Origin of the sequence: Acinetobacter sp. P8-3-8 (assembly GCF_000214135.1) — a bacterium.
Lineage (GTDB): Bacteria > Pseudomonadota > Gammaproteobacteria > Pseudomonadales > Moraxellaceae > Acinetobacter.
The window spans coordinates 1-23,262 of record NZ_AFIE01000032.1; the positions used below are offsets into that span (position 1 = coordinate 1).

Genomic DNA, 23,262 nt, shown 5'->3' on the forward strand with positions numbered 1-23,262 from the left:
GGGTTATGGCATTGTTTGCAAAAGCAATCCACTCATTAGTTTTGTAGTTAAATCCTACAATTTTACGAATTCTTGCGGATTCTATAATAAATAAAAGGTTGTGAAATTTTAAAATATCATTTAAATATAAAGTGTTATTATTTTTTTGTAAATTTTATAGATTTGAGTATTTGAAATTATAAATTTATCAGGGTTTGGTAATTCTTCCAAAAAAATAATGTCTTTATCAGAAATTTGATAGTTTCTAAGGAGTAATTTTTTACTAAATCTTCATAATGCCTGTATTGATGCATGAAAATATTTTGGAAAATACTAATATCATTCTGGTCGTTTAAACGTGTATTAAAATTAATTTTAGTGCAACTCAATATAAAGTTTATAAATGCGTAGTCAAATTTTTCAGGGCGTTGTAAGAAATATGTGATGATTGAGAAATGATGTTTTAGTTCAAATTCTTTGAATTGTAACTTTTGATTTAATAAAGCATATTCTTGTTGTGTAAACTCAAATTCAATCATACTACTTAATTTACTATATTCTAGAAACTTTAAAGACTCAACTTGTCTTGATTTATCAGGGTTATTTTTAGTTTTGCTATTTTAGATATAACATTTTCAACTTTTTGGGTTGAAATCAATAATTCTTTTTTTGAATTTACCTCAGCTTTAGCTTCTATTATCGCTTTTTCTTTTTGGATTTGAAATATTTCATTATTTTTATAATTTTCATCAAAATTATAAAAAAAAGCTTGATAAATTTGATTATTAAACTTTAATTGACCTAAAGTTATGGATTCATTTATCCATTTGGTTCGTAGTTGATTGCTCTCTGTAAGATAAGACTTTTTGAAATCGCAGATTAGTTTGAATGATTCCGTTCTTTCGTCTAACTTAAAGAAATTTTGATATTCATTTAAGTATTTAATATCGCGCTCTAGACCTGTTTGGTTGTGTATATTAAAGTTATCGAGTATCCATATCAAAAAAATACCATTTTTTTTATAAAAGTTGTGACGACTCAAGATATATTTTTGAGATAATTTAGATATTTGAATTTCAAAAGCTATTTTGTATTTATTGTATTCACAATAAACATCAGGTTTTCTCTTTTCATTTGTAATTGTAATGAAGTGGTTATCAACATTAATTGATGATACATCAACTCCATCTTCAGAAGCTAAAAGCCTACCAATTTTATTTTTGAGTTCTTTGTGTCTAGGACTTTCTTTGGATTGTAAATTTGATATGAAAACTTCTTGTTCATTAGGAGATAGTTTTTCATCTATTAAAATACAGAAGTTATGATTGGGTTTATGCTTAAAATAAACTCTATCATATCGGCTATGGGAGACCACGAGTTCTTGTTGGCATTCACAACAGATTGGTTTGATTTTTTGTTCGTTATATTGTTTTCTTAAAGCAAATGCATCTTGGGTATTTTTTAAAACTAATTCTGCATCAATTATGCTTTTAGACACAACATCAAAAGCTATTTTAATAGTCCGTTCATAATTCCTCATAACTTACCTATCCAATATTCTCCAAATAATTCCTCGCCACTTTCACATAATGTCTTGCTGAATAAGGTAAAAATTCTTTTTCTTTCTCAGTTAAAGGGCGTACCTTTTGTACAGGACTACCGACATATAAAAAACCACTTTCTAAACGTTTACGTGGTGGAACCAAAGAACCTGCACCAATCATCACATCATCTTCAATAATGACATCATCCAAAACAATACTATTAATTCCGATGAGTACACGATGACCAATGTTACAACCATGCAAAGTCACATGATGACCAACGGTGACATCCTCGCCAATAATTAAAGGTGAACCATTAGGTTTAGCATCATTTTTATGACTGACGTGTAACATGCAATGATCTTGAACATTAGAATTACGACCAATTTTAATACTATTTACATCACCACGGATGACAGCAAAAGGCCAAACAGAAACATTCTCAGCCAAAGTGACTTCACCAATAATGACGGATAAATCATCAACATAACAAGTAGAATCAATCTTAGGGTGATGTTCTAAATATGGGCGAATATTCTTTTTCATTGGTAAAATTCCTGTTCTATCAATATCAATTTTGACACATGCAATGCATTATAAATAAAAAAGCACCCATATTGAGAATATGGATGCTTTGGTCTAAGACAAAAAGTTAAACTTTAAGTTTTAGCATTAAAACAAGTTGCTAAAGAACATTTTGATATGATCGATTAAGCGAGAGAAGAAACCAGCTTCTTCAACAGCTTTTAAAGCAACCAATGGTTTTTCAGCAATCACTTTACCATCTAAAGTCGCTGTCAATTTACCAACCACTTGACCTTGTTTTAAAGGTGCATTTAGGTTTGGCTGAACTGTGATTTGAGTTTTGATCGCATTAGCTTGACCTTTAGGCATAGTCACATTGAAGTTTTCAGCTAAACCAATTTTAACATCATTCTCTTGACCAAAATAAACCTTCGCTGTTGCAAGCGCTTGGTTTGCAGGTTGAACGCTTACAGTTTCAAAGTTTGAAAAACCCCATGCTAATAATGCACGAGTCTGGTTTGCACGTTCATTCATCGATGGTGTACCAAAGATTACTGAAATCAAACGCATAGGACCACGTTTAGAAGATGTAGTTAAGCAATAACCCGCTTCTTCTGTATGACCTGTTTTTAAACCATCTACACTTGGATCTGTATATAGCAGGGCATTACGGTTACCCTGCTTAATACCATTAAACGTAAATTCTTTTTCAGAATAAATTGGATAATATTTTGAACTGTCGTGAATGATATGTTTTGCTAAAAGTGCCATATCTTTAGCAGTAGAGTAATGTCCTTCAGCAGGCATACCTGTGGCATTGATAAAATGAGTATTTACCATGCCTACACGTTTTGCTTCTTGGTTCATCGCATAAGCAAACGAGCCTTCATTGCCTGAAATATGCTCAGCCATGGCTTTAGATGCATCATTACCAGACTGGATAATAATACCACGTAACATTTCTAAAACTGTCGCAGTACCATTTAAAGGCACATACATACAAGATTCAGTACTACTACCACGACACCATGCAGATTCATTCATGCGAACTTTTTCATCTTCAGTCAGTTCGCCTTTAAGAAGCTTTTGCTCAATGATGTAACTGGTCATCATTTTGGTCATTGAAGCAGGTGCTAATTTTTCATTTTCATTTTTTGATGCAAGAATTTGCCCAGTCTCATAGTCCATTAAGACATACGATTTATTATTTAATTCTGGCGGTGTAGATAAGACGGTTGCTGCGTAAGAAAATGAGGGTAAAAGTAATAATGCAGCAATGGCGCTTTTTCTGGTCATTCTAGGTCGTTCCAATCGTTATATGGGCACAAAAACAGCCTAGTATTCTAGGACAAAGCAAAGCCGACTTCTACACGAAAAGTCGGCTTATTTCTTACTTATTGTAACTATTTTACTTTAATAGTTGTAATCAATAACTTCTTGGCACATTTCTTTGTTTTCTTTATCGCCAAAGCGTTTCGAGTCCGCCTGAATTTGCTTTAAAGACGTTTTGAAATCTTTTTGCTTACTGAGCTTTTTGATCGCTTCTTGAGGGTTCGCCTCATTTGGTAATACTTTTTTCAATTCAATATCGTAGTTATGTTTAAATTTATTGTTGTCTTTATCATCAATAAGTGACGGACACATTAACGATAAATTATAAACTGTTGCAATTTCACCCATAGAAATTTGTTCTTGAGTTACATCAATATTTTCTTCATTTGCAGCTTTGTTTGGTGCGGCAAAAGTTTGTGTCATCAGAAAGCTACTTGCTGTAATAAGGCTTAATGTAAGCATTTTAAAAGACATACGCATGATTAAACTCATAAACTTAAGAATGGGCATAGGTTAAACGTAAAAACAGTGAAAAATATAGAGATAATGTATTGATGTTGTAGATTTCTATGAATTTAAAAAATATTAAAGCATGCAGAAAATATGAAGAATACAAATACAACTCATATAAAAGTCAAAATTTTCTGCATGACAAGCTTGTTTGGTTAAGACTTATGACTCAAGTGTCAAAATATCATTACAAACCGCTTTATTTTCTTCACCATCAACTTCTTTAGCGCTCACTTGAGCTTCTTTGAACGCAGTTTGGTATTCCGCATCTTGTTGTAATTGTGCCAATGTCGTTGATTTAGATAACTCTTTTAATGAGCTTTGAGTTAATCCATCAATTTTACTTTTTAAAATAGGATTATTGCCAATTAAAGCAGGGCATACTTCTGCCAATACTTGAGTTGCAGCAATATCTTCTTTAATTATAAGGTCCGCTTCTTGTGTGCTTAATGTTTCAGAAAATGCAGATTGTGTGCAAAGTGTGATAAATGCTATAGAAAATGTACGAATAAGAGAACGAGTGATCATCTTTTTTAACTACAAATTGATTTAGAATTGGATGCATAACTATATATAATTGTTGAATAAATTTAAATCGATTTATTTAGCAGACATTGAATAAACGACGACTGAAGAGTAGAGAAAAGTGAATATTTTAATAGCCAACGATGACGGTGTATTTGCGCCAGGTATTCAAGCACTTGCAAAAGCCTTAAGACCATTAGGGCGTGTTGTGATTGTCGCGCCTGAAAGTGAACGGAGTGGTTTTTCGAGCGCGTTAACACTGGATCGTCCGCTTAGACCCATTCAAATCGCACCTGATATGTGGGCAGTCAATGGTACACCTGCTGATTGTGTATACCTATCTATGAATGGATTGTTTGATTTTGAGTTTGATTTGGTGGTCAGTGGAATTAATAGCGGGGCTAACCTTGGCGATGATGTTTTGTATTCTGGAACAGTAGGCGCTGCCTTTGAGGGGCGTTTAATGAAACAAGCGGCGATTGCTGTTTCTTTGGCGGGTGGTAATGTACGTTCTTATGAGCATCCAGACGATTATGCGAAAGCTGCAAATTGGGTTTATCAATTCATCGCAAATGGATTACCGCAACTGCCAGAACGACATATTTTTAATATCAATATTCCAGATGTTGAGGAAATAAAAGGCGCGCAAATTACCTATCAAGGTAGACGAATTCAATCAAAACCAATCACCAGTCATGTTGATCCGCGTGGAAGACAAGTGTATTGGATTGGTTTAGCGGGTGAAGCTGTTGCACATCCGAAGAAAAATTTACAAGACATTCAATCTGACTTTTTTGCAATTGCAAATGGCTTTGTGAGTATTACACCTATTCAAATGGATGCAACGAATTACGGTGTCTTGGAATCATTGCAATTGCAACTATCCCATAGTCATTTTGATGTGTGAATGTTATAAGTTTGTGAAAAAGCACTGTTAAACGGTGAAAGTTAATTGTTTTTTGCTAATCTTAGCAAAATATTTCAAATTTTAAGATGTAGAGAGGGAATTCAATGCTTTTGGCTCGATCACAGCTCCAAATTCAAATGCCTAAGGTATGGATCAAGACGATTTTTTTAGCAGTCGCTGTCACTTCTACATTACTTGTTACAGGTTGTGCGTCGAAACCACAAATTAATAATCCAACTCGATATGCGATAGCACCAGACTATTATACTGTTCGTTCTGGTGATACTTTGAGCGGAATCTCAATGCGCTATGGTCTAAGCTATATCAGCGTTGCTGAAATGAATGATATTGCTCCACCTTATCGAATCTACGTTGGGCAATCTATTCGGTTGAAGAAATCGGCAAATAATGTGAGTCGTCCTTCGACCCAAGCCTTAACGACAGCACCGCAGATTCAACGTCAGACTATTAATTTACCAACGCAACAACCGGTATCACTACCTGTTACGCCTACGCCAACTGCGCCAGCCGTAACAACAGCACAAGTACCTGTCATTCCAGCAAAAAGCACAAGTCTAAGATGGGTGAAGCCGTCAAATGGGCCTATTATTGCAAACTTTAATGTAACAAATAATATCAAAGGTTTACGATTCGGCGGTAATCAAGGCGATCCAGTCTTTGCTGCGGCAGATGGGCAAGTGGTTTATGCTGCGGATGGACTGAAAGAATATGGTAATCTTGTATTAATAAAACATATCGATGGTTACATAACTGCATACGCTCATAACAGTAAAATGTTAGTGAAAAGTGGTCAAAATGTTAACGCAGGACAGAAGATTGCAGAAATGGGTTCATCTGGCGCAAATAGCGTCATGTTAGAGTTTCAAGTACGATTAGATGGCAAACCTATCAATCCTGCAAATATTTTACCTGTAAGTTAATAATTTTGATGCAAAGTGTAATTTTCTTCGTATAATACAATGAGTTGTTTTGAACAAAAAATGTGAAGCAACTCATAATTTCAGAGGGAAATTTATGTTAGATCAACTTCGAGCAATGGGTGTATTTGCTTGTGTTGTTGAAAAAAGCTCTTTCAGTGGTGCCGCGCGTGATCTAGGCATTACGACAAGTGCGGTTAGTCAGCAAATTCGATCTTTAGAACATGAAATGGAAGTGACACTTCTACATCGTTCTACACGGAAACTGAGTTTAACTGAGGCCGGTCAAGCTTTTTTCCACAGCTGTCAAGAAATGCTTGCTGCGGCAGAGCGTGGAAAAATCCGAATTAATGAGTTGAGAGACGATTTAGTTGGTGATTTACGCATTGCGACCACCCCGGAAATAGGTGCAACACACGTTGTGCCTGCGTTGTCACATTGGATGTCTGCTCATCGAGGTTTGATGGTTCATTTTGAAGCAGATAACCAGTATATCGACTTGATTCAAGAGCGTATTGATATTGCTATTCGCATGTCTTCTAAAATGGAAGATTCGAATAATTTAAGCTGTACGCCTTTGGCACGAGTGGATCAGATTTTAGTTGCATCGCCAAGTTATTTAAATCAAACATCTCCTATTTCACGTCCTGAAAATTTACAGAATCATGATCTGATTCCAATAAATATTTTGAAAAATTATCAACATTTTTCATTTCAGCATGGTGCAACAGGTGAAGTTGTTAATTTAGAAATGAAGCACCGTCTTCAAACAAATAATGTATTTATTGCAAAATCTCTGTGCCAAAATGGACATGGAATTGCACGCATTCTTTATTTAGATGTGCAAAAAGAATTGATGAATGGGACATTGGTTGAAGTATTACCAGAGTGGAAGTTGCCAACTTTCACTTTGAGTGCTGTGACTTTAAAACGTGAACAACAACCGATGAAAATTCATCGTTGTTTGGATGCTTTGAAACAATATTTTAGCCAACTACCAGGCGGCAGAATTTTCCAAGAAGCTTCATAAACGTTTCAGCCTAAATAGAAAAGCCGCTATATAGCGGCTTTTCTATTTGTACGATTACAATTTATTCACATTAAGCTAAAAAATTCTTAATCGCAGGAACTAAACGGTTCAATAAATCATCTGCTTGTTGTTGATTCATGTTTAATGCAGGCAGTAAGCGCACAACATTACCCGAAGTTACATTGATAATCAGCTGATGTTCATCACGTGCAATATTCACTAATTCAGCACATGCTTTAGGTAGTTCGATACCAATCATCATTCCAAAACCACGAACAGTGACATTTTGATCAGCAAGTTGTGTACGGAATTGTTCAACTAAATAAGATCCAATCTCAGCAGCATTGGCAACGATATTTTCTTTTTGAATCAAATCGATTACTGTGTACACGATACGTGAACCTAAGTGTGTACCACTATAAGTTGAACCGTGATTTCCAGCCGTGAGCACACCGACACCACGACCTTGTGTCATTACAGCACCAATAGGGAAGCCATTGCCCAAGCCTTTAGCTGTCGTTAAGACATCAGGAACGATATTGGTATGTTGGTATGCAAAGTATTTACCCGTACGGCCATTACCTGTTTGCACTTCATCGAGCATCATCAACCAATTGTGTTGATTACAAATGTGGCGAATTTCTTCAAGATAACTAAAGCCTTGTGGCGCAGTATTTACACCACCTTCGCCTTGAATAGGTTCAACTAAAATGGCAACAATATCAGGATGGTTAATTGCAGCTTCTTCAATCGCTTCGATATCTCCAAATGGCACACGAATGAAGCCTTCAACCAATGGCGCAAAGCCTTCTTGAACTTTTTTATTGCCTGTTGCAGACAATGTTGCAAGGGTACGACCATGAAAAGATTGATCTGCGACAATAATTTTAGGTGTGTTAATGCCTTGCATGTGGCCAAATTTACGTGCAATTTTAATTGCACCTTCATTGGATTCAGCACCACTGTTTGAGAAGAAAATTTCTTCCATGCCTGAAACTTCTGCAAGTTTTTGAGCAGCAGCAGTTTGCCAAGCCACTTCATAGATATTACTGGTATGAATTAAAGTCGCTGCTTGCTCAGCAATCGCTTCAGCAATAACAGGATGGGCGTGACCTAAGCCACAAACCGCAATTCCTGTAAGTGCATCAAAATACTCAGTATTGTCTTCAGTGTAGAGATAAGAACCTCGTCCTCGGACAAAACTGATCGGTTGACGGCTAAATACAGGCATCAAATGAGATGGTTGATCAGGTTGTACCGGTGCGAGGGTAATGTTGTTCATGACTAACTCTTATCTGTTAGGGGAAAAATAAAAGTTCATCTAACCAAAGATTGGCAAAGATTTAAAGTCTAAATACAAATAAAATTGGAAATAATCGTCAAGCCATACTCTTTATTGTGGATTTAGGTATAATGCAGGCAGATGAGTTGAGGATTTATCAATGACTGAACAAGCGCGTGATACAGAAGCATTAATTCGCGATCAAATTGCTAAACATGCAGTACTTCTATATATGAAAGGTACGCCGCAATTTCCACAATGTGGTTTCTCTGCTCGTGCAGTTGAAGCACTTAGTCAAATTGGTCGTCCATTTGCTTATGTAAATATCTTGGAAAATCCTGATATTCGTGCATTATTGCCACAAATTGCAAATTGGCCTACATTCCCACAATTGTGGATCAATGGTGAATTGGTTGGCGGTAGCGACATTATGCTCGAAATGTTCCAAAATGGTGAGTTAAAACCATTGGTTGAACAATATAGTCCTGCATCTGAAGCTCAATAAGCTGAAGATATTGAAAAAGCACCGAAAGGTGCTTTTTTATTGTCTCAGTGTTAATGATTTTTTAAAGGTAGCGATATTTTATAAATTTGATACAGTGATAACATATTCAATTTTTTATTATCGTCATTACAAAAGCATTACGCCCTGAATAATCAGAGCGTAATTTTATTGTTAGTTAACCTGAGTTCGGGATAAGATATGTTCCCAGCTATATGATACACGGAAACGTCAGTCGCATTGTTCGAGGCATGAGGAATATATTCCGTAAGATCTGCAATATACTGTTTTTGCAAGATATTAGATACTTGATGGTATCTGTCGAGTTGGCGACTGACAAATGGTTTTGCCTACTTTTCCCGAAAGAAAAGTAGGTCGAACCGAAGGTTAGTCCTTGCATCTGACTTTAAACGGTGAGACTCCGCTGTGCCTGATCTATCTTTTCAATAACTTACATCAAAATCTATCCCGAACTGACGTTAGTTAAGCTTTTAAAATTTAGCTAAGCTTTTAAAATACAGATAAAATTATTTACCTGTATTTTATTTTTCAACGGACTCAGTAGCACTGGTTTCAACAACTATTGCTTCAGCTTCAACTTTTTTGGCTTTCTTTTCCTTCTTCTTTTTTTCTTTTTCTTCGGCTTTTCCTCAATTTCTACGCCATCTTCAAGTGCTTGCCAATACTCAAGTTGCGCCATGACAGCCGCATAGATAGATCCTTTGGTGTAGCGTCCTTTTTTGTCTAAAGTCCCTACAGGGCGAGCCATAAGTATTTCTAAAGCTTGATCAATAGTATCAATGGCATGAATGTGGAATTGTTTAGCTTCCACCGCTTCAATTACATCTTGGCGTAACATCAAATGTTGCATATTTTGACGAGGAATAATCACACCTTGTTTATGCGTTAAACCTTGTAATTTACATGCATCAAAGAAACCTTCAATTTTAGCGTTCACGCCACCAATCGGTTGCACTTGTCCTAATTGGTTCATTGAACCTGTAATTGCCCAAGATTGATCAATCGGTAATTGGCAAATTGCTGAAATTAATGCAGATAATTCAGCAACTGTGGCGCTATCACCATCAACTTGACCATAACTTTGTTCAAAAGCAAGGGCAGCAGAGAAGTGTAAAATCTGTTCACGGCCGAAATGTGCTTTTAAGAAGCTCGACATCAATAACACGCCTTTAGCATGCAACGAACCGCCTAATTCAACACTACGCTCAATATCTAGAATATCGCCACCGCCTTGATATACAGAGGCGGTTAAACGTGAAGGTAAGCCAAATTCAACGTCTGCATAATGAATCACTGACAGCGCATTGATCTGCCCTAAGCGATGACCACGCGTTTCAATCAATTGCGTACCACGTGATAAATCTTGCCAATAAAGTTCACGTAAATAGCCTAAGCGATATTGACGATGTTTCAGTGCAGTATTGATATGATGAGAGGTAACCAGTTTTTCGCCAGATTGTGCAGCATGATGATGTGACTCACGGATTAAATCACCTAAAGTCAAAGCATGTAATGACAATGAACTTTGATCTTCAGCTTGACGACTTGAATCGGTAAGTAAAGCAGCAAGCGCAGAGCGATCAAAAGGTAACAATTTATCTTGTTGAACATAATCCGCAATCAACTGCATATAGGCTTGTTCATTGTCATCATTACGTTGCAAAGTGTCGGTAAAATCAGCACGAATTTTAAAAACACTGCCTAGTTCAGGCTCAAGCTCTAAAATTTCATAATAAATTTCAGGTTCTGCAAGTAACACCACTTTTAAATTCAACGGAATAGGTGCAGGTTCAATTGAAATGCTTCCTGTTAAAGTCAGCATGTGCTCTAAAGATGACAGTTTCAATTGCCCTGATTTTAAAGCACGTTTTAAACCTTGCCATGCATAAGGTTGCTCTAAAAGTTGTTCAGCTTCTAAAATTAAAAAACCACCATTGGCTTGATGTAATGCACCTGGACGAATTAATGTGAAATCTGTAGTAATTGTTCCGTTCTGAGTCAACTGTTCAACATGACCCAATAAATTGTAATGGGTTGGGAAGTCTTCAAATATAACTGGAGCACCTGAATTAGGCTTATTACTGACCACTACATTGGCTTGGTAACGAGAAGGCACACGGTTAAACAGTGCAGGAGAGAATTCTTCACCTTCCTGATCTAAAATCGTTTCGACATTTTCAATAATATCAGCAGCATAAAACTTTAAATATTGCTCAAGCCCTTGTACAGATTCAAATTTATTGAGAATGACTTCCATGCGTGGAATTACAACTTGTTTGGCAATATCACGATTCAGCTCAGAAACTTTATCGCGAGCTTCATCTTCAAGATCGCCCAGTTGTAAACCTAAACGTTCTAATTTTTTATCCATATAACGGATATTGGAATGAATTTCAGCACGTTGTTTGCTGTTTAAAGCATTGATGTCTTCTTGCGACATTTCTAAAACTTCATCATTTTTCACATGAATCGGTACAAAGATATGTTCATCATGTCGATTAATCAGTTTTAGATCTAAATCTTCGCCTTCTTTAGTCAGTTCAACCAAAGCCAATTGTTGTTCATTGCCAGTGACTTGACGAATTCGTTCAATATGGTTGTGATAGGTTTCTGCACTAAAACGACGTTCAAGCTGTTTGACAATGGTTTGCCAAGTCTGATGAATTAAGGTTTGGAATTTACTGCCTTGGCTTGCAGGGAAGCGTAGTGCAATTGGTTGTCTAGCATTTTTAAAGTTATAAACATAAACCCAATCATCAGGCGTTTGCATGGTTTTGGCATGTTGTTGCAGTAAGCGCTTGATCATGGTGCGTTTACCCAAGCCCGCTGTTCCCACTGCAAAAATATTGTAGCCTGAATAAGGCAAAGCAATACCTGCCTCTACAGAAGCTTTAGCACGATCTTGACCTAAAAAGTTATTTAAAGGCTTGATTCTTCTCGTGGATGAAGGAATCGTCCCAAAATTAGGGATATGCGTCAGTTGCTCTGCTTTAAGCGCCGTTAGAGCCAATGTGTTTTGAATTTCAGTTTGATCAAAAGCCGTTGCTAAGTTATTTTCAATTTTTTGTATTTCGGTGGTGGTTGTCGTATTTAAAACAGTGGTTGAGCTTAATTGATCGTGTCTTTGCGTCACAGGTTGAATCCAAAACAAATGAAGGTTTAAAGGTTAAAGGTATACAGGATTGGGGGTAAAGATCAAGCGCCAAAAGCGGAAATATCTGTAAATGGGTACAACTGTTGCATAAAAGTGATTGAAACTCTGAGCATTAAGCGGTTGAATAGCACTATTTCATTTTTCAGAAAATAATAACGCAATGACAACACAGTCTACAGGTTGGAAATCTGCCTTTACCGCATTTCTTGACCGCCGTGCAGCAATTATGCTGTTTTTGGGTTTTTCAGCAGGTATCCCCATTCTTTTGATCTTCTCAAGCTTATCTTTATGGTTAGGTGAAGCAGGGATTGAGAAGAGCGCAGTCACTTTTTTTAGTTGGGCTGCTTTGGGTTATTCATTTAAATTTGTTTGGGCACCATTGATTGATGAATTGCCCGTACCATTTTTAACGAAAAGTCTTGGTCGAAGACGGGCTTGGTTGTTGATCGCTCAAATACTCATTATTTGTGCAATTTGTATCATGGCATTTTCAGATCCAGCACTGGGACAAAGCTATATCTATCAAATGGCGGTTGGAGCAGTATTACTCGGCTTCTCAGCAGCAACGCAAGACATTGTCATAGATGCTTACCGTATCGAGTTGGCTGAAACAGAAATGCAAACAGTACTGGCATCGACCTATAATGCGGGCTATCGCATTGGGATGATTATTGCAGGTGCGGGCGCTTTATTTCTTGCTGCATCATTAGGTACTGCGAAAGGCAATTATATTTATGATGCTTGGAAATATACCTATTTAACTATGGCTGCGGTAATGATGGTGGGTATCATCACGACTTTAATTATTCGTGAACCGATCGTAAATCGTATCGATAAGCACTATAAAAATATTGATTATTATCGCTTAGTCTTTGTCTTTATTATCGCTGTTGCGAGTTTTGTTTGTTTCTATATTTATTCATATGACATTGTCCAATATCTACAAACGCAGTGGGAAATCAAAGACAGTTTCTTAAAATTTTTAATGGAAGCTGTTCGCTTTTTAGGCTCAGGTGCAGGGGCTATTTTTGTTGCGACATTGCTAATACGTATAGGTGTTGTCAATAAACAAATGGCTTATGAAACTTGGGTCAATCCGATTGCAGATTTCTTTAAGCGCTATGGTGTCAAACTGGCTTTAGTTTTGTTGCTGTTGATTGGTTTTTATCGAATTTCAGACATCATTGCTGGTGTGATTTCGAATGTGTTCTATCAAGATTTAAACTTTACCAAAGAACAAATTGCTGAAGCGGTTAAAATTTATGGTGTGATTTTTAGCTTGGTTGGTGGTTTCTTAGGTGGTTTACTTGCGCAACGAATGAACATTATGAAATTGATGTTTGTGGGTGCGATTTTGGCAAGTTCAACCAATTTAATTTTCATTGGTTTAGTCAAGTCAGGTGCGCCTATGCAACCTGTTGTCGTACATGTGGGTACAAAGCAATATCAAGCCCAACCTGATGAGGTCGGATATTGGAAAGTTCATGTTCCAAATCAAGATTTGATGCAAGCAAAACAAATCCAAGTGAATGTTGCACTCACCGATCAATCTGCACAAGCTGAATATGTTGTGCCGTATTTAAAAGATGATGGCTCTGCTCAAATTCAGATTTTACCTGTGAGTAGTGACAATCAACTGACTTCAACTGAATTAAAACAAAATATTGTGGTGAAAGGTCAACTGGTCGGTGTGCAAGCGACTGAATTAAATGCTGAACAGCCGATAACTTTAAAATTAGATGGTAAAGAATATCCTGCAAAATTAGACAAAGATGGCATATTTACTGGCGTTATTGATGGCAAGGATTTACAAGGTTCTGCTTCAAAAAACATTCAGGCAATTGCAAACTTTAATCAGCAACATGCAACTTTAAATGCTCAACAGAATTATCAAGTTTCAGATCAGAAAATGGCGTTGGATGTGGATATTCAACCGATCTCAGCAATCAATGCGCAGTCTACAGATAGTGTAGAAATTAAAGGTAAAGTCATTGAGCAATACAGCTCTGCTTGGCTTTATTTTGCAATTATTGTCGATAATTTAGCTTCAGGTTTGGCTGGTGCAGCGTTCATTGCATTTCTGTCAAGTTTGACCAGTGTGTCATTCACAGCCGTGCAATATGCAATTTTTAGTTCATTGATGACCTTAACACCTAAAATTCTAGGCGGTTATTCGGGAACAATTGTGACCAATATTGGTTATCCGAAATTCTTTTTAATGACTACGTTAATTGGTATTCCGATTCTTATTCTCGTTGTATGGGTCGCAAAACTATTGAAAGAACATTCAAGTCGCCAAAGTTAAAATTGACATTATTATTGGCATACTTAAACAGTGTGTGAATGATGGCTAGGTCATCATGCTTTGTTAAAACCTATTTCATTTGAACAGTGAAATAGGTTTTTTAATTTTATAGTGTGATTTACATTTAAAAATAAGCATTTATAGTGATCGATTTAATTTTAATATCAATATATTAATCCACAATTTTTGTTAATTTGTATGGTTTGGATTTTCTATTGGGGAATAGGATGAATAAGCAATTTTTTGCTTTAAATTTAGCCATAGTATTGGCATTGTCAGGATGTGGCGGCGGCGGTGGCTCTGAACAAGGGACAAATAATTCAGGTAGTGGTAATGAAACCATACCAAAACCACCATCTGAAAATAATAATGATCCATCTGTTTTATTAAAACAATTTCGAACAAATGATGCTGCGTCAGCGTTAAATCCACGTACTTTTGGTTTAGATGAGTGGAATCCTCGAGCAATTGCAAGAGATGGTGATGTGCTTTATATCGCCAATAGTAATGAAAAATCTCAAATCTTACGTTATGACTTAAAAACTAAAACAGTGCTGACGGCAATCGATCCTGAGAAAATCACAGGTATTTTAAAAGCATGGAATACTTTAAACGACATTAGTATCTATAAAGGGCGTTTATATGTATCTTCATTTCCATCAAGCCGAGTTGATGTTTTTGATCTGAGCACAGGTACGCCACAATTTATTATGGCTTTGGGTACAGGGCAGTGGTGGGGTGATACTGCAAACAGCGCAATTGTACATACGCATTCAGTCACTGCGAATGATCAATATGTATTTTCAGCAGATATGGAAAACCGTATCAATGTATGGTCACAAAGTCAGGTTGTCGCAGGAAATAGTTTAAAGGCACGTAAATACGCACGTTTGACATTACCAAACTGTGAAAGAAGTTGCGTCGTGCGTTTGGAAGCTGTTGGCAATTTGCTTTATGCAAATTTAAGCAATGGCAATACTTTTGTTTATGATGTAAGTCAATTACAACAAGGTGCTATGGATGTTTCAGCAACACGGCAACAGACAGGTATTGCTTCAGTCACACATCTTGCCGATGACGGTTTGCTTTATGCAGTACGTAGTTCAGGTGCGATTGAAACTTATGCAACGGATCAGTTGGCTACAATGAACGATGTTTTGCCTACAGCCATAGATCGTATTGAATCCTATCGTATTGAAAATCAAGATCAAGTGCAAAGTTTAGCCAAAAGTTCAGATCTTTCTGTTTATGCAAATAATGTATTGGCTTTGGTGAATAATAAAGTCGTCGTCATGCCTTTCCGTAACGTGCAACAACGCAAACAGACTACAATTGTAAATCCATTGCAATTACAACAAGCTCAAAAAGTCAGTAGTTATAAAATGTTGCAAGATGGCGAAAGTTGGGAAACATTAACCAATGCAAATGAACGCCATGTGATTATGAATGAAATTCTCTCTGCGACACTCAATAGAGATACGGTTCAATTACAAAGTTATAGTGCTGTTCCAGTCACAGATTTAGAGATTCAAGCCAAACTGAAAGGGACAGAGCAATGGATGGTCTTGGCTAAATTGGATCAATTGGATGCATTTTCAAACGTTTCTTTAAAATTAAAACTAACGGATGATTCACGTTTTAATTTGGTGGATGGTTCAGGTTCAATTCAATTGTCGGGTTTGAGTCAATTTAATCAGTTACCAGTAGATTTATTTGATTTAAAAATAACATCGCAAACGGATCATCATGTTCAAAAATTATCAAAAATCAAACCCAAGTGGAACATTTACTTTGGAACTTATGATCAAGACAAAGATTCCAAATGGCGTCGTATAACGCCAGTGTATGCGCGTGAATGGGTCATTATGATGACCAATCTCGCTTATACTTTGAGTAGTCCTGAATTTGAACATTTATGGTTTAACCATAAAAAAGTGATGGGTTATGATTTCTTTGGTAATGCAGGCATGGTTGATGGGGAGAATGGTTTCTTCAAAGATGCAGATTACACCCGTGTCTATCAAGAAATTTTGAATCGTGATGGAATCTCACTAGGTATTACCAGTATGGGCGGTGGTCTTGGTGGAGGTGCTGTTTTGGGTGTGGATCCTTGGATTTATTATGGGCATTACCGTTGGTCAGGTTTAGGCATAGTTGCACATGAGTTTGGGCATCACTGGGGAAATCATAGCAGTGCATGGTCAAATGGGAGTTATGGATTCCAACCCATGATTGGCGATTTACATTTCTATTTGCAACATCAAAATGATTTGCCGTATTTAGACCCGAATGTAAATAAATTACATTTAGCAAATCCTGCTGATTTATATGCTGAGGTTTCAGCAAATATCGTGGGTAAAGCACCAAACAGTTCGCCGTGGAATAAAATTGATCAATACTTTGCTGATTATCCATTGAAAAAATAGAGCTAAAACGGAGTAAAAGCAGTCAATCTATGGCTGCTTTTACTTTGTGTAAATTGAAATCCTCAGCAGTATTGCCTATATTGTCAGGCTATAACTTATGAAACAGGAAAATGAATCATGCGCATGCTGCATACCATGTTACGTGTAGGCAATTTAGAACAGTCTTTGGCGTTCTATACTGAAGTACTCGGTATGACTTTACTTCGCAAACGTGATTATGAAGAAGGTCGTTTTACCTTGGCTTTTGTCGGTTATGGTGATGAAGAACATAATACGGTACTTGAACTTACGCATAATTGGGATACTGCCCATTATGAATTAGGCAATGCCTATGGTCATATTGCAATTGCTGTAGATGATGCTTATAAAGCCTGTGAAGAGATTAAAGCGCGTGGCGGTAATGTTGTTCGTGAGGCTGGGCCAATGAAGGGTGGCGTGACAGTGATTGCTTTTGTTGAAGACCCTGATGGCTATAAAATCGAATTGATCCAACAAGACCACGAAGCACGTAACAATTAATTCGATTATTCATTCGTTTAACGAGTGATGATGCAACAAAACACTTAAACAAAAGCTTAAGTGTTTAAATGAAATACTGAACATTTTGTATTAGCGCTAGATTATTTTATAGAGCTTAGTAAGATGAATATTTTACCTATGGGTAAATGTTTGACTTGCTGAGCTTTTTTATCAGCTGTTAATTTCATATAAAAGATAGGGTGCTTAGGTGAAAATGTTAAAAATACTGGCTTTAGATCGCTTTACTGTGCTTTTGGTTACGATGGTGATTTTGGCTACATTATTACCTGTGCAGGGAAATGCTGCGATTATTTTTGGAAAAGTGACGACTATTGCGATTGCAATATTGTTTTTCTTGCATGGCGCAAAACTTTCCCGAGAAGCGATTATTGAAGGAGTATTGCATTGGAAACTGCATGCCGTTGTATTTGCATTTACATTTGTTGTTTTCCCAGCTATCGGATTATTGGCTAAACCTATTTTATTGCCATTATTGGGACAACAGTTGTACTGGGGTTTCTTGTTTATGTGCTTTTTGCCATCTACAGTACAATCGTCTATTGCATTTACTTCTGTAGCCAAAGGCAATGTGGCAGCAGCAGTCTGTAGTGCTTCATTTTCAAATTTAATTGGAATGTTCATTACGCCAATTTTAGTGAGTTTGTTTATTTTTGGACAATCTCAACATGGTTATGATCCGACTTCATCTATCATTCAAATTACATTGTTATTGCTAGTGCCTTTTATAGCGGGACAATTACTACGACCTTATGTTTTTCCAATCATGCAGAAAGTGCCAAGTATCGTAAAAACCTTTGATCAAGGCTCTATTTTGATGGTGGTTTATGGTGCTTTTAGTGGCGCAGTTGTTGCAGGGCTTTGGCATCAAGTGAGTTGGACGACACTGATTTATTTGATTTTGGCTTGTTCTGTTTTTTTAACGATCATTATGCTCTTGGCATTTTATATTCCAAAATGGCTTGGGTTTAATAAGCAAGATCAGATTTCAATTTTCTTTTGTGGTTCAAAAAAGACACTTGCAAGTGGTGTGCCTATGGCGCAGATTTTGTTTATTGGACAACCTTTGGGAATGATTGTTTTACCGATTATGATTTTCCATCAAATCCAATTAATGGTATGTGGTGTGATTGCGAATTATTGGTCGAAGCAAAAAACTGTTGAAACACAAATTAATCAAGATTCTGTATTGGATTAGTCGCAATTGGCTTAAAACTCCAGTATAATATGCTCCACTTGTTGTGCTTAGCTCTGACACTTATAGTCTCGGTGGGCCAAAAGAAATGGTCTGTTGTGGTGTTAACCTGCTGAATTTATTTTAAATCAGCTTTCCTCAATTTTATTGAGAGTGGTTAATTGCGATGACAGCTAAACCTTTCTTAACTTAGGAGAATCGACCATGCGCGCCGATATTCACCCAAAATACGAAAAATTAGTTGCTACTTGTTCATGTGGTAACGTTATCGAAACTCGTTCTGCTTTAGGTAAAGAAACAATTTACCTTGACGTATGTTCAGCTTGCCACCCATTCTATACTGGTAAACAGAAGAATGTTGACACTGGCGGTCGTATCGATAAATTCAAACAACGTTTTGCTGGTATGTCACGTTCTGTTAAACGTTAATACTGTAAAACGAAAAAACGGGCTTAAGCCCGTTTTTTTTTGTGTCCAAAATTTGTATTAAGATTTTAAATTGAGTGTTTATTTTGCAATGCTATGGTTTTTGAGTGGTATGCTAGATGCAGTGAGCCATTGAGCTTTATTGAATAAAACTCAATGGCTTGGCTTTTATATATCTATATATTAATCAATATTCAATCAATGATCTTGAACATCGGTTAAATGATCGAGCTTTTTCTGGAAATATTCACCTTGTAAGTAGCGAACTTCCACATTCCATGCATTCGCAAATAAATTCATGTCATTTAAGTTCTTCAATACCATATCGACAGGCTTAATCTCATGATATTTCTCTAATAAATGCTGGAATTCAGTGATTGCAGCATCGTTATTTAACTTATCTGTAAATTTTTCATCCAGTGTGAGTAAGCCAACATCAATTTGTTTTAAGATCGTTTCACTTGAAAAGGTTGAACCGAAACGACGAATTGAAATTTCAGCACCATTTTCTTTTAATATCGCAAATTGCTTTTGTGATTCGATAATATTTTTTGCGATGTCTTCTTCGTCAAATTGCAAAATAAGCGGATAGGCAAGGCGACTGCCGACAATGGTTAGTAATTTTGAAATAAGTTCAGGGAACTGTTTGTCATTAAATAAAACATGACGATTTAAATTCACCACCAATTTCGCTTCAGGATATTGAGTGATAAAGTTATGCAGTTGTTTACATGCTTCAACTAAAATCCAGCGATCTAATTTAATCGAAAGCTCAACATCATCATCTAATTCAATCAGATTACTGATTTTTTTCCATTGATTTTCAAAGATAAATCCACAACTCACTTCATAGATATTTAAAATACTGTCTTGTTTATCATAGAGTTGTTGGTATTTAAGTTGAATTTCACCTTTTTCAAGTGAATGTGCAATCTGGGTAAGAATTGGTGATTCTTGGAATGTTGGATTCAATTGTGTTTCGGTGATTGGTTTAGCAGGTGCTGCTTCAAACTGAATCGGTTGGTTTACTTCAAGTTCTAATTTCGGTTTTTCAGTGGTTAACTCAATTTTGGTTTCTTCTAAGGTTGCAGACAACTGCAAGTCAGATACCGAATCTTTTTTCACTAAACGGTGATTATAAGCTTGTTCTAAAAGATGACTGAAGTTTTGTTCAGTAAAATCATTTGGGTAAATATTTGTATAACCAATTTTAAGGTTGAATGGATAGGTTTTTGAATTGATCTCAAGCAATTGAGATTTTTCTAAAGCATGTAAACCTTGTATGCGTGATTCTAAGATCGTATCAGATTCAGCTTGTAGAAGAACGCCATATAGAATGTTATCAATTTGATAAACTGTGCTATTGGTCTGTTCCTTAACGAAATGTTTAAAGTTTTCTAAATATTGAAGGGCAGTGTCCCAATTAGAATTAAAAATTTCTTTAGGGCAGTCAGAGAAACTAAATAAAACCAAAGCATTGGATTTAGCAGGTTGATTAATCAATGCATAATGAATTTGTTGGAAACTATTTGCAATAAATGAAACTCTGTTCTTAGATAATTCTGATGAGTTTGTTGCATAACTATTGGTTTCAATTGTGATTTGAATTGCATCTTCTTCGTCGGAAGGAAGAAATTCAATTTTTAATGGATTCTCAGATTGAGCATTTGCATTGAGTGTATCAATTTCAAAACGAGCTAGATCAAACTGACCTTGCGAAACTTTTTTAAAGCGTTGCTTAAAATCATTGATATTTTTAGGTTGTAAGATATCCAATAGTGGAAGACCAATAATATCTGCAACATCATTTAAACCAAAGAGTTTTAGATATTCTTCATTGGCTTCGGTGTGAATGCCTTCTTGAATCAATGCAACAGCTTTGTGTTGTTCAACAGCCAAAGCTTGAGCTTGATTTTTAGCATTTTCAAGATCAGTCAGTAAATGTTTTTGAGCTTGCAACGTACGGCTATAAGATAGAGCACGAATCAAACTGACATAAAAACGTTCAGTGTATTCTAAATTAATGACTTCATAGATACCTTTTTGAATATAAGATAAATACTGGTCATTTTGATAGTCATTAGGTTTTAACAATAAAACAGGAATGTCAATTTCAGCAGAAGCTTGGATAAGTGTCACAGCTTGTTCGATTTTAATATCGTAAGCTTGACCAAAGATGACCAAATCCCATGAAGTATTTAATTGTTTTTCAAAGCTTTTTAATTCATCAAGGAGTGTAGCGTGTACTAAATGATTTTTGCTTTGAAATAGTTCGACAATTTCATTATATCGAATTTGGTTATCATCTATAATGAGCAGTCGAGTTTCAGAGAGTTTTAACTTCTTAGATAATAACAAATTTCTCACTTCAAGGCTTCCCATACATCTTGATTATTCAAATTGGTAGATTGTTGCTCAATAAACTGATCAACAAAAATACTTTCTTCATCATTAATCAGTTCAAATTCATACTGAGCAAAACTTTGGGTCATTAACATCGTTTTTGTTAAATACACTTTAATTTCCTCAGTACCTAAACGTAAATAAACCGCCTGATGCTCTTTAAAGAACGGTAAATTAGGCACAATAATTGAAATATTCGATTCATTGAGATTAGGGACTTTGACCATCAAACATGGATGGTAGTTAAAGGCTGATCGATCAGCAGGAACCTTAACTGCACAAGGGTAGATATCCTGTGCCAAAACTTCTAATCCAACTTCAAAACTCTTATTGGTGGATTGTTTAATCCAGCGAATAATTGCACCTCTCCATTTATTTTGGAGATTTTCATTCAATAAAATAAATTCGCCAGTTTTTAAATTGCGAGGGGGTTCATTTGCCCAGCGAACGCGATAACCATTAATACTAATATCAATAACTTGAGCTTGATAAATTTGTTTGGCTTCACGATCTAAGCTTTTAATTTGGCTTGCATTCGAGACAGAACTAGAACCTGTGGCAATCGAAGAATGTACATTAGATTCAGATTGGAAGGCAAAGTTATGATTGGTATTTAAAGTTTCGTAGAAGTTTTTGGCTTTAGATAAATAAAAATGCGCAGTTTGTAAACTGAAGCAAATCTCTAATTGTGCCGTGTATTCATAACGTTCTTGCTGACGTTCAGAATTAGTACCGAGCACATTTTGCACATGAAACTTTAAAGCAGCAGATAAATAATTTTGCTCATTCTTAGACATATATTCAGCGTCTTTATGAATGGTCATATTGATATGTTCAAGCAAGTTTTGTGTTGAAACATATAAACTTGTACGAAAGTTTGGATGCTGTTTTCGATTATAAATAGGTGGTATATCTTTAGAACCATCAACAACATAACGAGAAAGTGCAGTTTCTCTAGGTAAAATTTGAATCAGTTTTACCCAATCAAAAGTACATTGATAAAGTGCTTGAGTTTCAGATGGTCGTATTTGATGTGTATTGAAAATATCCAACAATAGAACTTGTGCATAAGCTTGCTGAATATTTTGAATGGTAAAATGTGTGCCTTGTAACTGGTTTACATTAATATTGAACTCTTGGTTCTTAATAGATAATTCATATAAATAATGTGTGGTTAACCATTGCTTCGACAGTGGGCCGCTATATAGCATTTGTTGCTGAACGAGTAATAGTCCCAGCTGTTCTAAAGCATAAAAAGATGCAAGAATTCTTGCCGTTTTTAGATTACTTTTTTGTTTAAAGTTAAAAAATGACAGCTTATTTTGAGCAAGGGTTTGATCACTTATTTGTGCAATATTGACATAGATATTAGTGAAATAGGTACGAATTCTGGTGATGAGATCGATAATGTGTTCAAAACGATCTGATTGAGAAAGCCCCTGATTTAAAATATTTTTTTCTAAGCTAGATAAAATACTTTCCGTAATCGGATGTAAGACTTGAATTAAGTCAAAACGTAATGTTTCAGTGCAATTGAGCTCACTAATTTCAAGAATCGCTTTTAACACCGATTCAGCTGTATCACCTAGTTGCATAATGGACAGTGTTGTCGTCCAAGCTGTAACAGATTCAACCGTATTGTCGGCAAAACTCAGATTTTCACGCTGTAGTGTCGTGGAACTATGAAAAATTTCAGAAATTTCTTTATTTATCATGCTTGT

At 36.0% G+C, this 23,262-nt stretch carries 18 protein-coding genes and 1 pseudogene; 9 read left to right on the forward strand and 10 right to left on the reverse strand.

Annotated features, from left to right (window positions below; translation table 11 throughout):
• From GGG_RS21615 to GGG_RS0112775, 6 genes and pseudogenes are all read right to left on the reverse strand, one after another.
• Positions 1-124 (reverse strand): annotated as a pseudogene (locus GGG_RS21615) (DUF6035 family protein); the annotation flags it as partial.
• Between the two features lie 423 nt (positions 125-547).
• A complete protein-coding gene (locus tag GGG_RS0112755) occupies positions 548-1,519 on the reverse strand; it encodes a DUF6035 family protein (protein ID WP_010115428.1) in 972 nt (323 codons plus the stop codon).
• Between the two features lie 7 nt (positions 1,520-1,526).
• The gene (locus tag GGG_RS0112760; RefSeq protein WP_010115429.1) at positions 1,527-2,069 is read right to left on the reverse strand and encodes a gamma carbonic anhydrase family protein; all 543 of its coding nucleotides are present in this window, start codon (positions 2,067-2,069) and stop codon (positions 1,527-1,529) included.
• A gap of 126 nt (positions 2,070-2,195) precedes the next feature.
• Complete coding sequence (gene dacC / locus GGG_RS0112765) at positions 2,196-3,344, reverse strand: D-alanyl-D-alanine carboxypeptidase PBP5/6 (RefSeq protein WP_010115430.1); 1,149 nt, start codon at positions 3,342-3,344, stop codon at positions 2,196-2,198.
• A 117-nt stretch (positions 3,345-3,461) separates the two neighbouring features.
• Positions 3,462-3,860, reverse strand: coding sequence for an MCR_0457 family protein (locus GGG_RS0112770; protein WP_010115431.1), 399 nt, complete (start codon positions 3,858-3,860; stop codon positions 3,462-3,464).
• A 192-nt stretch (positions 3,861-4,052) separates the two neighbouring features.
• Positions 4,053-4,418, reverse strand: coding sequence for an MCR_0457 family protein (locus GGG_RS0112775; protein ID WP_010115432.1), 366 nt, complete (start codon positions 4,416-4,418; stop codon positions 4,053-4,055).
• Positions 4,419-4,536: 118 nt separating this feature from the next.
• On the opposite strand from GGG_RS0112775, the gene surE reads away from it, so the two are divergent.
• From surE to GGG_RS0112790, 3 genes are all read left to right on the forward strand, one after another.
• Positions 4,537-5,322, forward strand: a complete 786-nt coding sequence (gene surE, locus GGG_RS0112780; protein WP_010115434.1) for a 5'/3'-nucleotidase SurE — start codon at positions 4,537-4,539, stop codon at positions 5,320-5,322.
• A 104-nt stretch (positions 5,323-5,426) separates the two neighbouring features.
• Positions 5,427-6,263: a peptidoglycan DD-metalloendopeptidase family protein gene (locus GGG_RS0112785; RefSeq protein ID WP_010115435.1), complete on the forward strand. Its 837-nt coding sequence runs from the start codon at positions 5,427-5,429 to the stop codon at positions 6,261-6,263.
• Positions 6,264-6,357: 94 nt separating this feature from the next.
• Positions 6,358-7,290, forward strand: a complete 933-nt coding sequence (locus GGG_RS0112790; RefSeq protein WP_010115436.1) for a LysR family transcriptional regulator — start codon at positions 6,358-6,360, stop codon at positions 7,288-7,290.
• A gap of 70 nt (positions 7,291-7,360) precedes the next feature.
• Here the strand turns inward: GGG_RS0112790 and GGG_RS0112795 are convergent, their stop codons facing one another.
• Positions 7,361-8,572 carry an aspartate aminotransferase family protein gene (locus GGG_RS0112795; RefSeq protein ID WP_010115437.1) on the reverse strand — a complete coding sequence of 404 codons (1,212 nt, stop codon included), beginning with the start codon at positions 8,570-8,572 and terminating at the stop codon, positions 7,361-7,363.
• Positions 8,573-8,732: 160 nt separating this feature from the next.
• On the opposite strand from GGG_RS0112795, the gene grxD reads away from it, so the two are divergent.
• A complete protein-coding gene (gene grxD, locus GGG_RS0112800) occupies positions 8,733-9,077 on the forward strand; it encodes a Grx4 family monothiol glutaredoxin (protein WP_010115438.1) in 345 nt (114 codons plus the stop codon).
• A gap of 577 nt (positions 9,078-9,654) precedes the next feature.
• Here the strand turns inward: grxD and GGG_RS0112805 are convergent.
• Positions 9,655-12,228, reverse strand: a complete 2,574-nt coding sequence (locus GGG_RS0112805; RefSeq protein ID WP_010115440.1) for an ATP-binding protein — start codon at positions 12,226-12,228, stop codon at positions 9,655-9,657.
• 181 nt (positions 12,229-12,409) lie between these two features.
• On the opposite strand from GGG_RS0112805, the gene GGG_RS0112810 reads away from it, so the two are divergent.
• The 5 genes from GGG_RS0112810 (at position 12,410) to rpmE (ending at position 19,141) form a co-directional block, all read left to right on the forward strand.
• Positions 12,410-14,554 carry an MFS transporter gene (locus tag GGG_RS0112810; RefSeq protein ID WP_010115442.1) on the forward strand — a complete coding sequence of 715 codons (2,145 nt, stop codon included), beginning with the start codon at positions 12,410-12,412 and terminating at the stop codon, positions 14,552-14,554.
• A gap of 227 nt (positions 14,555-14,781) precedes the next feature.
• Positions 14,782-16,980, forward strand: a complete 2,199-nt coding sequence (locus tag GGG_RS0112815) for a hypothetical protein (RefSeq protein WP_010115444.1) — start codon at positions 14,782-14,784, stop codon at positions 16,978-16,980.
• 117 nt (positions 16,981-17,097) lie between these two features.
• Positions 17,098-17,499, forward strand: coding sequence for a lactoylglutathione lyase (gloA, locus tag GGG_RS0112820; RefSeq protein ID WP_010115446.1), 402 nt, complete (start codon positions 17,098-17,100; stop codon positions 17,497-17,499).
• Between the two features lie 208 nt (positions 17,500-17,707).
• On the forward strand, positions 17,708-18,715 hold the full coding sequence (locus GGG_RS19775; protein WP_138920278.1) for a bile acid:sodium symporter family protein: 1,008 nt from the start codon (positions 17,708-17,710) through the stop codon (positions 18,713-18,715).
• Positions 18,716-18,916: 201 nt separating this feature from the next.
• Positions 18,917-19,141: a 50S ribosomal protein L31 gene (gene rpmE / locus GGG_RS0112830; protein ID WP_004831212.1), complete on the forward strand. Its 225-nt coding sequence runs from the start codon at positions 18,917-18,919 to the stop codon at positions 19,139-19,141.
• A gap of 195 nt (positions 19,142-19,336) precedes the next feature.
• Here rpmE and GGG_RS0112835 read toward each other — a convergent pair whose 3' ends face one another.
• Both GGG_RS0112835 and GGG_RS0112840 read right to left on the reverse strand, forming a co-directional pair.
• A complete protein-coding gene (locus GGG_RS0112835) occupies positions 19,337-21,520 on the reverse strand; it encodes an EAL domain-containing protein (protein ID WP_010115449.1) in 2,184 nt (727 codons plus the stop codon).
• Positions 21,502-23,256, reverse strand: a complete 1,755-nt coding sequence (locus GGG_RS0112840) for a hypothetical protein (RefSeq protein ID WP_010115450.1) — start codon at positions 23,254-23,256, stop codon at positions 21,502-21,504. The genes GGG_RS0112835 and GGG_RS0112840 overlap by 19 nt, the downstream gene beginning before the upstream one ends.
• Between the last annotated feature and the right edge of the window lie 6 nt (positions 23,257-23,262).

Coding starts and splice junctions, on each gene's coding strand:
- GGG_RS0112755 (WP_010115428.1), bottom strand. CDS start 1,519: ATGAGGAATTATGAACGGACTATTAAAATAGCTTTTGATGTTGTGTCT.
- GGG_RS0112760 (WP_010115429.1), bottom strand. CDS start 2,069: ATGAAAAAGAATATTCGCCCATATTTAGAACATCACCCTAAGATTGAT.
- dacC (WP_010115430.1), bottom strand. CDS start 3,344: ATGACCAGAAAAAGCGCCATTGCTGCATTATTACTTTTACCCTCATTT.
- GGG_RS0112770 (WP_010115431.1), bottom strand. CDS start 3,860: ATGCGTATGTCTTTTAAAATGCTTACATTAAGCCTTATTACAGCAAGT.
- GGG_RS0112775 (WP_010115432.1), bottom strand. CDS start 4,418: ATGATCACTCGTTCTCTTATTCGTACATTTTCTATAGCATTTATCACA.
- GGG_RS0112785 (WP_010115435.1), top strand. CDS start 5,427: ATGCTTTTGGCTCGATCACAGCTCCAAATTCAAATGCCTAAGGTATGG.
- GGG_RS0112790 (WP_010115436.1), top strand. CDS start 6,358: ATGTTAGATCAACTTCGAGCAATGGGTGTATTTGCTTGTGTTGTTGAA.
- GGG_RS0112795 (WP_010115437.1), bottom strand. CDS start 8,572: ATGAACAACATTACCCTCGCACCGGTACAACCTGATCAACCATCTCAT.
- grxD (WP_010115438.1), top strand. CDS start 8,733: ATGACTGAACAAGCGCGTGATACAGAAGCATTAATTCGCGATCAAATT.
- GGG_RS0112810 (WP_010115442.1), top strand. CDS start 12,410: ATGACAACACAGTCTACAGGTTGGAAATCTGCCTTTACCGCATTTCTT.
- GGG_RS0112815 (WP_010115444.1), top strand. CDS start 14,782: ATGAATAAGCAATTTTTTGCTTTAAATTTAGCCATAGTATTGGCATTG.
- gloA (WP_010115446.1), top strand. CDS start 17,098: ATGCGCATGCTGCATACCATGTTACGTGTAGGCAATTTAGAACAGTCT.
- rpmE (WP_004831212.1), top strand. CDS start 18,917: ATGCGCGCCGATATTCACCCAAAATACGAAAAATTAGTTGCTACTTGT.
- GGG_RS0112835 (WP_010115449.1), bottom strand. CDS start 21,520: ATGGGAAGCCTTGAAGTGAGAAATTTGTTATTATCTAAGAAGTTAAAA.
- GGG_RS0112840 (WP_010115450.1), bottom strand. CDS start 23,256: ATGATAAATAAAGAAATTTCTGAAATTTTTCATAGTTCCACGACACTA.